General features: G+C 43.4%; 13 protein-coding genes and 1 tRNA gene. 10 read left to right on the top strand and 4 right to left on the bottom strand.

The features are described 5' to 3' along the window. The first annotated feature begins 66 nt into the window (after nucleotides 1-66). Genes MusilaSJ_RS18970 through MusilaSJ_RS18950 form a run of 5 tightly spaced genes read left to right on the top strand, consistent with a single transcriptional unit; the run spans nucleotide 67 to nucleotide 4,254 of the window. A complete protein-coding gene (locus MusilaSJ_RS18970) occupies nucleotides 67-690 on the top strand; it encodes a class I SAM-dependent methyltransferase (RefSeq protein WP_274986425.1) in 624 nt (207 codons plus the stop codon). Beyond that, nucleotides 687-1,547: a glycosyltransferase family 2 protein gene (locus MusilaSJ_RS18965; RefSeq protein ID WP_274986424.1), complete on the top strand. Its 861-nt coding sequence runs from the start codon at nucleotides 687-689 to the stop codon at nucleotides 1,545-1,547. Before MusilaSJ_RS18970 ends, MusilaSJ_RS18965 begins: the two co-directional genes overlap by 4 nt. Continuing rightward, nucleotides 1,547-2,113, top strand: coding sequence for an exosortase Y (gene xrtY, locus MusilaSJ_RS18960; protein WP_274986423.1), 567 nt, complete (start codon nucleotides 1,547-1,549; stop codon nucleotides 2,111-2,113). The genes MusilaSJ_RS18965 and xrtY overlap by 1 nt, the downstream gene beginning before the upstream one ends. Beyond that, nucleotides 2,079-2,651 (top strand): putative colanic acid biosynthesis acetyltransferase, encoded by a 573-nt coding sequence (locus tag MusilaSJ_RS18955; protein WP_274986422.1) that lies wholly within the window; start codon nucleotides 2,079-2,081, stop codon nucleotides 2,649-2,651. Before xrtY ends, MusilaSJ_RS18955 begins: the two co-directional genes overlap by 35 nt. Before the next feature lie 31 nt (nucleotides 2,652-2,682). Then, complete coding sequence (locus MusilaSJ_RS18950) at nucleotides 2,683-4,254, top strand: hypothetical protein (protein WP_274986421.1); 1,572 nt, start codon at nucleotides 2,683-2,685, stop codon at nucleotides 4,252-4,254. On the opposite strand, the gene obgE is transcribed toward MusilaSJ_RS18950, so the two are convergent. From obgE to MusilaSJ_RS18930, 4 genes are all read right to left on the bottom strand, one after another. Continuing rightward, a complete protein-coding gene (obgE, locus tag MusilaSJ_RS18945; RefSeq protein ID WP_274986420.1) occupies nucleotides 4,247-5,254 on the bottom strand; it encodes a GTPase ObgE in 1,008 nt (335 codons plus the stop codon). The two genes, MusilaSJ_RS18950 and obgE, sit on opposite strands and share 8 nt — an antisense overlap. Nucleotides 5,255-5,369: 115 nt before the next feature. Next, the gene (locus MusilaSJ_RS18940) at nucleotides 5,370-5,945 is read right to left on the bottom strand and encodes an adenylate kinase (protein WP_274986419.1); all 576 of its coding nucleotides are present in this window, start codon (nucleotides 5,943-5,945) and stop codon (nucleotides 5,370-5,372) included. A 98-nt stretch (nucleotides 5,946-6,043) separates the two neighbouring features. Then, nucleotides 6,044-6,117 (bottom strand) — tRNA-Arg (locus tag MusilaSJ_RS18935). 59 nt (nucleotides 6,118-6,176) lie between these two features. Then, a complete protein-coding gene (locus tag MusilaSJ_RS18930; protein ID WP_274986418.1) occupies nucleotides 6,177-6,638 on the bottom strand; it encodes a redoxin domain-containing protein in 462 nt (153 codons plus the stop codon). Between the two features lie 240 nt (nucleotides 6,639-6,878). On the opposite strand from MusilaSJ_RS18930, the gene MusilaSJ_RS18925 reads away from it, so the two are divergent. The 5 genes from MusilaSJ_RS18925 to ilvB all read left to right on the top strand — a co-directional run bounded on the left by MusilaSJ_RS18925 (nucleotide 6,879) and on the right by ilvB (nucleotide 13,982). Continuing rightward, a complete protein-coding gene (locus tag MusilaSJ_RS18925; RefSeq protein WP_274986417.1) occupies nucleotides 6,879-7,865 on the top strand; it encodes an NAD(P)H-quinone oxidoreductase in 987 nt (328 codons plus the stop codon). A 174-nt stretch (nucleotides 7,866-8,039) separates the two neighbouring features. Further along, complete coding sequence (gene atpD, locus MusilaSJ_RS18920) at nucleotides 8,040-9,545, top strand: F0F1 ATP synthase subunit beta (RefSeq protein WP_114936270.1); 1,506 nt, start codon at nucleotides 8,040-8,042, stop codon at nucleotides 9,543-9,545. A gap of 144 nt (nucleotides 9,546-9,689) precedes the next feature. After that, nucleotides 9,690-9,941 carry an ATP synthase F1 subunit epsilon gene (gene atpC / locus MusilaSJ_RS18915; RefSeq protein ID WP_176625191.1) on the top strand — a complete coding sequence of 84 codons (252 nt, stop codon included), beginning with the start codon at nucleotides 9,690-9,692 and terminating at the stop codon, nucleotides 9,939-9,941. 452 nt (nucleotides 9,942-10,393) lie between these two features. Next, nucleotides 10,394-12,100 (top strand): dihydroxy-acid dehydratase, encoded by a 1,707-nt coding sequence (gene ilvD, locus MusilaSJ_RS18910; RefSeq protein WP_274986416.1) that lies wholly within the window; start codon nucleotides 10,394-10,396, stop codon nucleotides 12,098-12,100. 145 nt (nucleotides 12,101-12,245) lie between these two features. After that, complete coding sequence (gene ilvB / locus MusilaSJ_RS18905) at nucleotides 12,246-13,982, top strand: biosynthetic-type acetolactate synthase large subunit (protein WP_274986415.1); 1,737 nt, start codon at nucleotides 12,246-12,248, stop codon at nucleotides 13,980-13,982. Nucleotides 13,983-14,003: the final 21 nt, after the last annotated feature.

Genomic DNA, 14,003 nt, shown 5'->3' with positions numbered 1-14,003 from the left:
ATATGATTTCGAAAGAGCTACCTTAATGAAAAAATATAAAAAAATAAATCCGCAAATAACCACCGCATGAGCGCTTATAAAGATTACGATTATCCCGACGCAAGCCCCTGCCATGTATTCAAGGAACTCCAGAAACCGCTTATGTCATTATTAAATAAGGATACCAACAGTAGTATCCTCGACCTTGGCTGCGGTAATGGTTACCTGGTAAATTATTTATTGGCCGGGGGATTTAACGCTTACGGTATCGATGCATCCAAACCAGGCATTGCCATTGCCGATAAAATAAATCCCGGCAGGTTTTTTGTTCACGACCTTTCGGTTGAAGGGTTACCGGAGCCATTAAGAGATACGCAGTTTAATACCATTATATCAACTGAGGTTATTGAGCACTTGTACGACCCCTACACGTTTATACGCCTTTGCCGGGATGTTTTAAGCGAATCAAAAGGTGAGCTCATCATCTCAACGCCTTATCATGGTTATTTAAAAAACCTGTTTTTGAGTATTTTAAATAAATGGGACACGCATATCAGCCCTTTATGGCAGGGCGGGCATATCAAATTTTGGTCGGTTAAAACGCTGACACAAATCCTCAACGAACATGGATTTGAGGTAACAGCATTCAGGGGCTGCGGCAGGTTCCCCTATTTTTGGATGAGCATGATCATTAAAGCCAAACTCAAGTGAGCGAGAGCCTTGATATTATTATTTTAACTTTTAACGAGGAAAAGAACATTGGCGACTGCCTGCAAAGCGCGGCGGCGCTAAAAGCCAATATCTATATTGTTGATTCAGGTTCAACGGATACCACACTGGCTATTTGCCAAAGGTACACGCAAAACGTCTTCAGCCATCCGTTTGAAAATTATGCAACCCAGCGTAACTGGGCACTGGACAATCTTCCTTTAACCGGCACCTGGATTCTTAATCTTGATGCCGATCACAGGGTAACACCTGAGCTTGCAGCACAATTGAATAATATTTTCAACAATCCCGTAGATTCGGTAACCAACGGTTTCCTCATCAGCAGGCGTACCCTATTTATGGGCAAATGGATCAAACATGGCGGCCACTATCCAACATACCACGCCAACCTGTTCAGGCGCGGCTTCGGGCATTGCGAAGAAAAATTTTATGATCAGCATTTTAAAGTTACCGGTAAAACACAGGTACTTAAAACTGATATTATTGACGTAATAACCGATTCGCTTACCAGTTTCATTGCCCGGCATAATCATTGGGCAACACTGGAGGCTCAATACCTTGTTGAACAGCAAAATGCCCCGGTTGTTGATGATAACGGCAAGCTGGTACGTCCACGGTTATTTGGTAACCCGATGGAGCGCCGCCGATATATGAAAAAACGATACGAGGCGTTTCCTTTATTTGTAAGGCCTGTAATTTACTTTACTATAAGATACTTTATAAAATTGGGGTTTTTAGATGGAAAAACCGGGCTGGTATTCCATTTTTTACAGGGTTTTTGGTTCAGGTTTTTGATTGATGCTAAAATTTATGAGTTACGAAAGGAGAGCAAAAAATAATGAAACAGCCTGTTTTTTTAAATAACCCGGCAATACGGTTCATGTTGCTGTTTATATTGTTGTTTGCTGTATTTTACAGCTTTAATATTCTCTTTTTTGGCATCACCAGCCCCGGCGGAAATTATAACGCCTTTTTAGCCGAACACCTGAATTATATTGCGGGTTTGAGACAGGTTTTATTGGATTGTAGTGTCATGATCCTGAAGTGGCTTGGTTACGCTGCTATTGATAATAATTTCGAGTTACTGGTTGCAGGTAAAGGGACACTGGCTATTGTATACAGTTGTCTCGGCTTAGGGTTGATCAGCTTCTTTTCGGCCTTTGTGCTGGCCTATCCATCTCCGTGGCGGTCAAAATTGGTATTCCTCATTTCAGGCATTTTAGTTATCGAATTTTTAAATGTAATGCGTTTTGTTTTGCTGGCCATCTTCTGGTCGAAAAAGGCAAACCGGATAGTTGATCACCATACCATTTTTAATATACTTCTTTACATTATTATAGCATTTAGCCTGTATATTTGGATTAAACGTAATGATAAGCTTACCGGCCCTGATGTTCAAAACTGACCTTTCAACTTATAATAATTATCCTTATCATCCGGGTGGCAATGTTTTAAAACGCATTTTGTGGTATTACTGTAATGCCATATTCTTTAAAACAAGCATTATACCCTCAAGCGTATTCAAAGTATTTTTACTGAGGTTATTTGGTGCCAGGATCGGTAAAAATGTAACTATTAAGCCTTGCGTAAACATCAAATATCCATGGAACCTGCATATCGGCGATGAAAGCTGGATAGGTGAGAATGTATGGATAGATAGTTTAGTGCTCATCTATATCGGCGCACATGTTTGCCTGTCGCAGGGGGCTGTGCTGTTAACGGGCAGCCACAATTACAAAAAAACATCCTTTGATTTGATAACCAAAGGCATAATTTTGAAAGACGGCGTGTGGATCTGTGCCAGGGCTATGGTAAATCCGGGCGTAACGGTCGCGTCGCACGCGGTATTGGCCAGCGGTTCTATCGCTACAAAAAACATGGAAGCGTACAGCATCTACCAAGGCAACCCGGCGGTAAAGATCAGGGAACGGGAAATCAGTTAAAACTTAAACATCATCTGCTTTAAATAATTATATGCTGAAACAGAAACTACAAACCCACCAAATCATTTTATTGGTTATCAGCGGGATTGTTTTAATCATGGGCATTATGCTGATCATAGCCCCAGCCGCCATTTACCCCGACCCCAGCAAGGGCTTCCAGGTAATGCGCTCAATGGAATTGGGCTCGGCGTTTAACATCAGCGTAAAGCCAGATCAGAATGATATCAGCAAAAATACGTCCGAATTTTTAGCGTGGTGGTCGCCGGGGCAATACCTGGTGCCTTATTTTTTTAAGCTTATCTTCGGTGTCAACACTGGTCGCGCTTCTTCAATAGTAACTTTGCTGTTTTCGTTATCGGGCATTTTCGGGTTTTATTACTTCTTTAAAAAAGCTGGCTTTACGCCAATGATCTCGACTTTAAGCGTGCTGTTCATTGTAATTCAGTTATCCTTTTTTACGCCCTATGTATTCTATAACGGGGGCGAAGTACTACTTTTTGGATACACCGGCTGGTTTTTATACGGATGCATAGCCATTGAAAAAACTAACTGGAAACTGGCTGTATTTCTCTTTATAGGTGGAATATTAGGCTTCATTTGCAAATCGTCATTTTTATGGATGTATGCCGCCACTTGCTGTTTTTTATGGCTTAGGTTTTCTATAGGAACAAAGGACATCATTGGCTGGATAAAAAATGGCATATGGATAGGAGTCCCTGCGGTATTATCCTTATTTATGATCTATCATTTTTATCTTTCAAAAGGTGCTAACCCCTCATCGATAACCGGAAGTATGAAGCTGGTTTGGGAAACTTTTGGCTTTCCTTTGGCTTCGCCAATATTAACCGCTTTTTCGATAGATGACCTTACAAACGGCCTTTTATTCCATGATGACCCTCCTATGTTTACTTACTTTTGGGGGGTGATAATTGTGCTGATCTGTGCTGTATTAAGTATTTTACTGATCTGGTTTACTGTAAAAAAGGTGCCTCACAAAAATTATGCGCTGCTACTGGTGGTTTTTTACGTGGTATCGGTGTTATTTTTCGGACAATCATTTTTGAGACAGGCCAATATTTCGTATGAAGCAAGGCATTTGAGGCTCATCGGGCTTATCGCCGCGCCCGGCATCATTTACCTGATAAGCAGATTGCAACCTGGTTATAAATACCTGTTTTATTTTATATGCTTTGTAATAGCTTACTCGAGCTACAAATACTTTGTGCCAAGCTACTTTCAAAATAAAAATATCGGCGCAAGGGGATATTCGGGGATAGCACAGTTATTTATCGATCAGCCATCGTTAAACTATATCCGCAACCTGGATAAGCAAAACACCAACGCCATTTTTGTATTTAACAGCCCTGATCTGAGCCTGGAAATTGAACGCAACCGCACTATAACCGTTGAAACCATTGGCGCTGAAGTGGCTATCGATTATGATGACTACGTATATAATGGGCACGCCGGCCCGCTGTACATAGTTTTGCCCGCCGATTACATCGGTCCAAAATCAACTATCATGCGCAAATGCTTTCCTGGCTATACCGGCTTTAAAATGACGATGTTGAGTAATGACTACATTTTGTGGGAGGCTAAATAACGCTGGCGTTGATCTCTTTCCAGAGCAAGTCTTTTAGCTGATCGATATTTTTCTGGGCCACAGATGATATAAATATAGAGGAGATCCCATCGGGGATCTCCTTTTTCATTTCAGCCTGCAGCTCATCGTCGAGCATGTCGGTTTTGGTTATGGCCAACACACGAGGCTTGTGCATCAGTTCCGGATTGTATTCTTCCAGTTCATGCAGCAGGATGCTGTATTCTTCTTTTATACTGCGCGATGTATCAGCAGGTACCATAAACAGCAATACTGAATTGCGCTCAATATGCCTCAAAAACCTAAATCCTAAACCTTTGCCCTGTGATGCGCCTTCTATAATGCCCGGAATATCGGCCATTACAAATGAACGGCCGCCACGGTATGATACGATACCTAAATTAGGCACCAGTGTGGTAAAAGCGTAATCGGCAATTTCGGGCTTGGCAGCCGATACCACCGAAAGCAGGGTGGATTTACCTGCGTTAGGGAAACCTACCAAACCAACATCAGCCAGCACTTTTAGTTCGAGGATATTCCAGTCCTCACGGCCATCTTCGCCGGGTTGGGCAAAGCGTGGGGTTTGTTGGGTTGATGTTTTAAAATGCCAGTTACCCAAACCGCCGCGGCCACCGGGAGTAAGAATCTTGGTTTCACCATCTTTGGTTATTTCAAAAAGTACTTCACCTGTTTCAGCATTTTTCACGGTTGTACCAAGGGGCACTTCCAATATTTCGTCGCGACCGGTTTTACCCGTACGCAATGAGCTGCCGCCCGAATCGCCGTCACCAGCAATTACATGTTTACGGTATTTAAGGTGTAGCATGGTCCACAGTTGGGCGTTACCTTTTACAATAACATGGCCTCCCCTGCCGCCGTCGCCGCCGTCGGGACCGCCTTTTGAAGTTAATATATCACGATGCAAATGGGCAGAACCAGCACCTCCGTGGCCTGAGCGGCAACAGATCTTCACATAATCAACAAAATTAGAACCCTGCGACATAATTTTTTATTTAGACGAAAAGTCCAAAAGTAAGTAAAGTCCGAAAGTTAAGAATTTTAATCTTCCTAACCTGCGGACTTTACTTACTTCCGGACTAAAGACTTCGGACGGACTATTAGTTATATGATTCGTTTACACCGACGATCGCGTCGAAAATCTCATCAACCGAGCCCACACCGTTAATGCTTGTAAACTTATCTTGCTGCTGATAAAAACCTGCTACCGGGGCAGTTTTATCATTGTATTCTTTGATGCGTTTGCGGATCACTTCGGGGTTGGCATCATCCGGTCTTCCAGATTCTTTGCCGCGCTCTAACAAACGGCGCTCCAGCTCATCATCGCCAACTTCAAGAGCGATCATGCCCGAAATAGCCGATTGTTTTGATTCAAGTAACTGATCCAAAGCTTCGGCTTGTGCAACTGTGCGTGGAAAACCATCGAAAATAAAACCTTTGGCTCCCTTGTTGGCATCAAGCTTATTACTGATCATGCCAATAACTACTTCGTCAGGAACCAGTTTACCATCATCCATTAGCTTTTTAGCTTCCAAACCGAGGGCTGTACCCTGCGCAATTTCACCACGCAACAAATCTCCGGTTGAAAGATGGATCAAATCGTATTTCTCAATAAGTTTTTTCGACTGAGTACCTTTCCCGGCTCCGGGAGGGCCAAACAAAACCAGATTTAGCATGCTCTTGATAAATTAAAAGCCTTTCGGTAATACAACAGAAAGGCTTACAGTTAATTTGCACCAGCGGTGGAAAAATCCCGGGCTGCAGTGCTTTGTTGTGCACTCGAAGGGAGTCGAACCCCTAACCTTCTGATCCGTAGTCAGATGCTCTATCCAATTGAGCTACGAGTGCTTTCCGAAATGGAATGCAAAGATAGATTTTTAAACTTTCGCTGCAAACTTTTATTCAAATTATTTTACAATTTCGGTAATAGCCTCAAAATTTGGCAGTTGACCGGCATCTTCAAGCACCTCCGCATAAATGATATTCTGCTCTTCGTCAATTACAAAGGCCGCGCGTTTTGATACACCTTTTAAGCCCATCACAAACTGATCATAAATAGCGCCGTAAGCTGTTGATACTTCTTTATTAAAATCAGAAAGGAGGTCGAACTGGTAATTATTCTCTTCTTTAAACTTAGCTAAAGTAAAAGGCGAATCAACAGAAATGCCCAATATAGTAGCGTTTAAACCATCATAGTATCCAAAGCTATCGCGCATGGTGCAAAGCTGCGTGGTACAAACGCCTGTAAACGCTAAAGGGAAAAAGTGGATAACTACTTTACGGCCTTTAAAATCGGCCAATGACACGCTTTTTAAATCTGATGAAATTAAAATGAATTGAGGAGCCGGCTGGCCGATCTGTAATGACATAAGTATTTACTTGTTTTATATTGCAAATAAATCGTATTTAAATCTCATTTTCTAATTTTGCCGATAATTCTAATGTCAATTTATATAAAAACTACAAGCAGAAAGCGCAAACCCTAAAGCCGAAAGAACACTTATAAATAATATATAGACAGTATATAATTCCCTGAAAATTACTGGTGCCATTTACTATTAACAAACATTCAAATCTTTATAACGGTTAATAATACTGATATTTAATCTATGAAAGCAATAGTGATTACCCACCCTGGCGGCCCGGAAGTTTTACAGCTTATGGAAAGACCAAGGCCTGTTATCACTCATAACGAAGTATTGATAAAAGTAATGGCGGCGGGCATTAACCGGCCCGATGTTTTTCAACGTAAAGGCAATTATCCCCCGCCTGACACTGCTCCTGCGGATATCCCCGGACTTGAAGTGGCCGGTACCATTGCCGAAGTTGGCGAAGCGGTTACCCGTTGGAAACCGGGCGACAAAGTTTGCGCACTCGTTACAGGCGGTGGTTATGCCGTATATTGTAAAGCGCCCGAAGGCCAGTGCCTGCCTGTTCCTGCCAATTTAAGTTTCCCTGAAGCTGCTTCCCTGCCCGAAACATTTTTCACCGTTTGGAGTAATGTGTTTGACCGAGGTACCCTTAAACCGGGCGAATCGCTATTGGTACACGGTGGCTCAAGCGGCATTGGCGTTGCAGCTATTCAAATGGCCAAAGCTTTGGGCAGTACCGCTTATGTAACGGCCGGCTCCGATGATAAATGCAGCTTTTGTGAGCAGCTTGGAGCTAATAAAGCCATCAACTATAAAACCGCTGATTTTAAAGAAGAGATCAAAGCACTCACCAATGGCGCTGGTGTTAATGTGATATTGGATATGATAGGCGGCGATTACATGCCGGGCAATATCGACTCATTGTCGATTGAAGGAAGGTTGGTGATGATCAACGCGATAAACGGGCGTGAAGCACAACTTGACCTGGGCAAAGTGATGGCAAAAAGATTGATCATTACCGGATCAATGTTACGCAACAGGGAAACAGCTTTCAAAGTAGCCATCGCCCAAAACCTTGAACAAAAAATATGGCCATTGTTATTATCGGGAAAAATCAGGCCCATAGTGTACAAAACTTTTGATGCCTGCGAGGCAGCCGAAGCTCATAAGCTTATGGAAAGTAGTACTCATACAGGCAAAATTGTATTGACTTTCGTGCAATAAAGGCAAACAATTAACAATGTTGAAATTATCCTTTAAAAAACTTAGTACACTATTTAAATAATTGGATAGAAATCTTAACTTTGCGCCTCTGAAATAGCATCTTATACATTCCTGTTACAAATGATGTATGTTGCTGTTCAGTAAAAGCATTTTTTAAAAAACACCAGGTTATATATGCCAAACATTGGAAAAATTTCAAGGATCATTGGTCCGGTAGTCGACGTAAGTTTCGCTGATGACGCTCATCTTCCTAAAATTTATGACGCATTAGAGATCACTAAAGACAATGGCCAAAAAGTTATTTTAGAGGTTCAGCAGCACTTAGGCGAAGACCGTGTACGTGCTATCGCGATGGACTCGACCGACGGCTTGTTACGCGGAATGAAGGTATTGGATACCGAAGCTGCTATCAAAATGCCGGTAGGCGATAACATCAAAGGCCGTGTATTTAACGTGGTAGGTGATGCTATCGACGGTATCGCTGATCTTGACAAATCAAATGGTCGTCCTATTCACGCAACCCCTCCAAGGTTTGAAGACCTATCTACCGAAACTGAAGTGCTTTTTACAGGTATTAAAGTTATTGACCTTTTAGAGCCTTATGCAAAAGGTGGTAAAATTGGTTTGTTTGGTGGTGCCGGTGTAGGTAAAACAGTATTGATCCAGGAACTGATCAACAACATCGCGAAAGCTTATGCAGGTTTATCTGTATTTGCAGGTGTTGGTGAGCGTACACGTGAAGGTAATGACCTTTTACGTGAGATGCTTGAATCAGGCATTATAAAATATGGCGACGCTTTCATGCATTCAATGGAAGAAGGCGGTTGGGACCTATCTAAAGTAGATACCGAAGCCATGAAAGATTCAAAAGCAACATTCGTGTTCGGTCAAATGAACGAGCCGCCGGGTGCACGTGCACGTGTGGCCCTTTCAGGCTTAACTATTGCCGAGTATTTCCGTGACGGTGATGAAGATGGTAAAGGTCGTGATATCCTTTTCTTTATCGACAACATCTTCCGCTTTACCCAGGCAGGTTCAGAAGTATCAGCACTATTAGGCCGTATGCCATCAGCAGTAGGTTACCAGCCAACGCTTGCAACTGAGATGGGTACCATGCAGGAGCGTATTACTTCAACCAAACGTGGTTCAATCACTTCAGTACAGGCCGTTTACGTACCTGCGGATGACTTGACTGACCCGGCGCCGGCTACAACCTTCGCCCACTTAGATGCTACCACTGTACTTTCACGTAAAATTGCCGAGCTTGGTATTTACCCTGCAGTGGATCCATTGGATTCAACCTCACGTATCCTTAGCCCAGCTGTTTTAGGTGATGAGCACTACAATACAGCTCAACGTGTTAAAGAAACTTTACAACGTTACAAAGAGCTTCAGGATATCATTGCCATCCTTGGTATGGACGAGCTTTCTGAAGAAGATAAGTTAGTTGTATCACGCGCACGTCGTGTTCAGCGTTTCTTGTCACAGCCGTTCCACGTTGCCGAGCAGTTCACCGGCTTAAAAGGTGTACTGGTTGACATCAAAGATACCATCAAAGGTTTCAACATGATCATGGATGGTGAAGTTGATGAGTACCCTGAAGCAGCTTTCAACTTAGTTGGCAGCATTGATGATGCTATCGAAAAAGGCAAAAAGCTGTTGGCTGAAGCTAACGCTTAGATATGAGATTTGAGATATGAGATTTGAGATTGTGATCTTAAATCTTATATCTCATCTTTAAATATAAGAACAAGAGATATAAGATATAGATCAAGACAAGCAAAGTCTCACGTCTCATATCTCATATCTCACATCTCAACAAAAATGACATTAGAAATCCTTACTCCCGATAAAAAAGTTTACGAAGGCGAGGCCTCCTCGGTAACCTTACCTGGTGCTTTGGGATTATTTGAAATACTGAACAACCACGCCCCTATTATTTCCACCCTTCAGGATGGCAAACTTACCGTACGCGGTGGTGCAGCTAAAGAAGAAGTGTTTTTTATTAAAGGCGGTGTTGTTGAAGCGTTAAACAATAAAGTAACTGTTTTGGCTGAAGGTATTCAGCACAAATAGGCGCTACTTATAACTTTACATAAAGCGCCCGGGTATCATTATCCGGGCGTTTTTTTGTGGGGTGATTTTGATTACAGACATAGGTTTAAGCATCCGCTCTTAATCGTGTACACACCTTTATAAATGAACCTCTATTTTCAATCATAATCGACCTTCCGCCCATTTCAGGCAGAAAATTGACGACTTACTATGCATGCATAAAAAACATACCGAATACCGTTTTGAACTTTGGTATATTTCATTAAAAATTTTATATCTTTATTTTAAAATTTAAACGAATTAAATTTTATAAAATAAAAAACATTAAAATAAAATACTTATTTCAAAAAATCAGTAGCAACTATTGCTATTGCCTTCTGCGATGGCTACCTTACATATATTGATTTTCGATACCAAGTAAACCAGTATCATCAACAAAATTAAATACTAAAACTGTCTACATATCTAATAAAATGAGTTCATCATCAGATACCACCAACGCTATAGAATTGAACAAGTATAGCAAAACATTTACCCAAGACCCAACGCAGCCTGCCGCGCAGGCCATGCTTTACGGGATTGGCTTAACCGACGACGATATGCGTAAAGCACAGGTCGGCGTGGCCAGCATGGGTTACGATGGCAATACTTGTAACATGCACTTGAACGATCTGGCAAAGCTGGTTAAACAGGGTATCTGGAACGAAGATATGGTGGGCCTGATATTCCACACTATTGGCGTAAGCGATGGCATGAGCAACGGTACCGAAGGTATGCGTTATTCATTGGTAAGCCGCGATATCATTGCCGATTCAATTGAAGCTGTAACCGGTGCCCAGTATTATGATGGCCTGATCACCCTGCCAGGCTGTGATAAAAACATGCCGGGCTCTATCATGGCAATGGGCCGTTTAAACCGCCCTTCTATCATGGTTTACGGTGGTACTATTAAACCTGGCCACTGGAAAGGTGAAGATTTGAACATAGTATCAGCATTTGAGGCTTTGGGCAAAAAGATTGCCGGCCAGATAGATGATGTTGATTTCATGGGTGTTATTAAAAATGCCTGCCCAAGCGCCGGTGCCTGCGGTGGTATTTATACAGCTAATACTATGGCTGCCGCTATTGAGGCGTTGGGTATGAGTTTGCCATATTCGTCGTCAAACCCCGCATTGAGTGAAGATAAAAAAGCCGAATGCCTTGCAGCCGGTAAAGCCATCAAGGTATTGTTAGAAAAAGATATTAAACCATCAGACATCATGACCCGCGAGGCATTTGAAAATGCCATTGTTGTGATCATGGTATTGGGCGGCTCAACCAACGCGGTATTACACCTGATTGCAATGGCAAAAAGCGTTAACGTTAAATTAACCCAGGATGATTTCCAGGCGGTAAGTAACCGGATCCCAGTGCTGGCCGATATGAAACCAAGCGGTAAATACATGATGGAAGACCTGCATAACATTGGCGGTGTTCCGGCTGTAATGAAATACTGCCTGGAGCAGGGCTGGCTGCATGGCGATTGCCTTACAGTTACCGGTAAAACCATAGCCGAAAACCTTGCGGATGTACCTGCGCTGGAGTTTGAAAATCAAAAGATCATCAAACCTGTTGAAAACCCTATTAAGGCTACCGGTCACCTGCAAATTTTGTACGGAAACCTTGCCGAAGGCGGCAGTGTTGCCAAGATCACCGGTAAAGAAGGCGAGCGTTTCACCGGTCCAGCCCGTGTGTTCGATGGCGAGTTTGAACTGATTGCAGGGATCCAGAGCGGCCGTGTTAAAAAAGGTGATGTTGTGGTGATCCGCAATGTAGGCCCTAAAGGCGCGCCAGGCATGCCGGAGATGCTAAAACCAACCTCAGCCATATTCGGTGCCGGTTTGGGTAGTTCAGTTGCATTAATTACAGATGGACGCTTTAGCGGCGGTACGCATGGCTTCGTCGTCGGTCACATCACACCCGAGGCTTACGATGGCGGGTTTATAGCGATGGTAAAAGACGATGATATCATTAATATTGATGCTGTTGCCAATACTATAAACGTTTCGCTGCCGCAAGAAGAAATAGCCGCACGCCGTGCCGCATGGCAAAAACCGGCGCTGAAGGTTACCAAGGGTGTGTTATACCGTTACGCTAAAAACGTAACTACCGCTGCCGAAGGCTGCGTTACCGACGAATAATTAATGAACAAAATGGCTCGTTAAAAAAGCCATGAATGAATAAAGTGAACACAAACTAAGCCCGTTCATTTTAGCAAATTAGAGACAGATAGAATAAATCAGTTTAGCACCACAAAAAAGTGCTATAAATATAAAAAACACAGGTATGGAAACTGCACAAGAAACCTTAACCGCGCCAGCCGCTACCGAAACCGTAAACGTTTCTGGATCGGTAGCATTATTGGAAGCATTGATAGCCGAAGGTACCGATACCATTTTTGGTTACCCGGGCGGCGCCATCATGCCCATTTACGATGCTTTGTTTGATTACAATGATAAACTGAACCACATACTGGTGCGTCACGAACAAGGCGGCATTCACGCAGGCCAGGGCTATGCACGCACATCGGGCAAAGTGGGTGTGGTATTTGCCACCAGCGGCCCCGGCGCTACCAACCTGGTAACAGGCTTGGCCGATGCCCAGATTGATAGTACCCCATTGGTTTGTATCACAGGTCAGGTATTCGCGCACCTTTTAGGTACCGATGCTTTCCAGGAAACTGATGTGATCAATATTACTACCCCGGTTACCAAATGGAACTATCAAATAACCGATGCTACCGAAATTCCGGAGGTTATTGCCAAGGCATTTTACATTGCCCGCAGCGGCAGGCCAGGTCCGGTATTGATCGACATTACCAAAAATGCGCAAATTCAATTGTTTGATTTTGCAGGCTACAAACCCTGTGATCATATCCGCAGCTACAGGCCGAAACCGATTGTTCGTCCGCAATATATTGAGCAGGCTGCCGAATTGATCAATAGCGCTCAAAAACCTTTCATCCTGTTTGGTCAGGGTGTTATTTTGGGCAGCGCCGAGCAGGAATTTAAAGCCTTTGTTGAAAAAAGTGGCATCCCTGCAGCATGGACAGTACTTGGCGCAGGCGCAATCCCTTCAGATCACCCGTTGAACGTAGGTATGTTGGGCATGCACGGCAACTACGGTCCTAACGTGTTAACCAACGAGTGCGATGTTTTGATCGCCATAGGTATGCGTTTTGACGACCGTGTAACCGGCCGCCTGGATAAATATGCTAAACAGGCCAAAGTTATTCACCTGGATATTGATCCTGCTGAGATCGACAAGAACGTAAAATCAACCGTACCGGTTTGGGGCGATTGCAAGGAAACCCTTCCATTGTTGACCAAAGCCATCGAAAAGAAAGAGTATCCTGAATGGCTGGCTAAATTTAACGATTATACCCGCCAGGAAGTTGAGGCCGTTATCCATAACGAGCTTAACCCAACCACCCCTGAAATGACCATGGGCGAGGTGATCAAACAGCTTAACGAGATCACCAAAGGCGAAGCTGTTATTGTTACAGATGTAGGCCAGCACCAGATGGTAGCCTGCCGTTACGCGCAGTTCAATAACACCCGCAGCAACGTAACCAGCGGCGGTTTAGGTACCATGGGCTTTGCACTTCCGGCTGCTATAGGCGCTAAATTTGGTGCACCAAACCGCACTGTGGTAGCTATTATTGGCGATGGCGGCTTCCAGATGACCTGCCAGGAACTGGGTACCATTATGCAAAGCGGTGTTGACGTAAAGATCATTATCCTTAATAACCGCTTCCTGGGCATGGTAAGGCAATGGCAGGAGCTGTTCAATTCTCGCCGTTACTCATTTGTTGATATTCAAAGCCCGGATTTTGTAGCATTAGCTGCGGCATACCGTATCCCCGGCAAACTGGTTGATGACCGCGCCGATTTAAATGCAGCATTAAATGAAATGCTGAACACTCCGGGATCATTCCTTTTAGAAGTAATGGTTACCAAAGAGAACAACGTGTTCCCGATGGTACCACAGGGATGCAGTGTAAGCGAAATCAGGTTAAAATAAAACGCCTCACCTAAATCCTCT

Source organism: Mucilaginibacter sp. SJ (genome assembly GCF_028993635.1).
Classification (GTDB): Bacteria; Bacteroidota; Bacteroidia; order Sphingobacteriales; family Sphingobacteriaceae; genus Mucilaginibacter.
Note: the sequence above shows the minus strand (reverse complement) of the source record. Positions and strands in the feature narration are given on the sequence as shown.

Excerpts from the sequence above, each read along its gene's own strand:
- MusilaSJ_RS18970 (WP_274986425.1), top strand. The coding sequence starts at position 67 with ATGAGCGCTTATAAAGATTACGATTATCCCGACGCAAGCCCCTGCCAT.
- xrtY (WP_274986423.1), top strand. The coding sequence starts at position 1,547 with ATGAAACAGCCTGTTTTTTTAAATAACCCGGCAATACGGTTCATGTTG.
- MusilaSJ_RS18955 (WP_274986422.1), top strand. The coding sequence starts at position 2,079 with ATGATAAGCTTACCGGCCCTGATGTTCAAAACTGACCTTTCAACTTAT.
- MusilaSJ_RS18950 (WP_274986421.1), top strand. The coding sequence starts at position 2,683 with ATGCTGAAACAGAAACTACAAACCCACCAAATCATTTTATTGGTTATC.
- obgE (WP_274986420.1), bottom strand. The coding sequence starts at position 5,254 with ATGTCGCAGGGTTCTAATTTTGTTGATTATGTGAAGATCTGTTGCCGC.
- MusilaSJ_RS18940 (WP_274986419.1), bottom strand. The coding sequence starts at position 5,945 with ATGCTAAATCTGGTTTTGTTTGGCCCTCCCGGAGCCGGGAAAGGTACT.
- MusilaSJ_RS18930 (WP_274986418.1), bottom strand. The coding sequence starts at position 6,638 with ATGTCATTACAGATCGGCCAGCCGGCTCCTCAATTCATTTTAATTTCA.
- MusilaSJ_RS18925 (WP_274986417.1), top strand. The coding sequence starts at position 6,879 with ATGAAAGCAATAGTGATTACCCACCCTGGCGGCCCGGAAGTTTTACAG.
- atpD (WP_114936270.1), top strand. The coding sequence starts at position 8,040 with ATGCCAAACATTGGAAAAATTTCAAGGATCATTGGTCCGGTAGTCGAC.
- atpC (WP_176625191.1), top strand. The coding sequence starts at position 9,690 with ATGACATTAGAAATCCTTACTCCCGATAAAAAAGTTTACGAAGGCGAG.
- ilvD (WP_274986416.1), top strand. The coding sequence starts at position 10,394 with ATGAGTTCATCATCAGATACCACCAACGCTATAGAATTGAACAAGTAT.
- ilvB (WP_274986415.1), top strand. The coding sequence starts at position 12,246 with ATGGAAACTGCACAAGAAACCTTAACCGCGCCAGCCGCTACCGAAACC.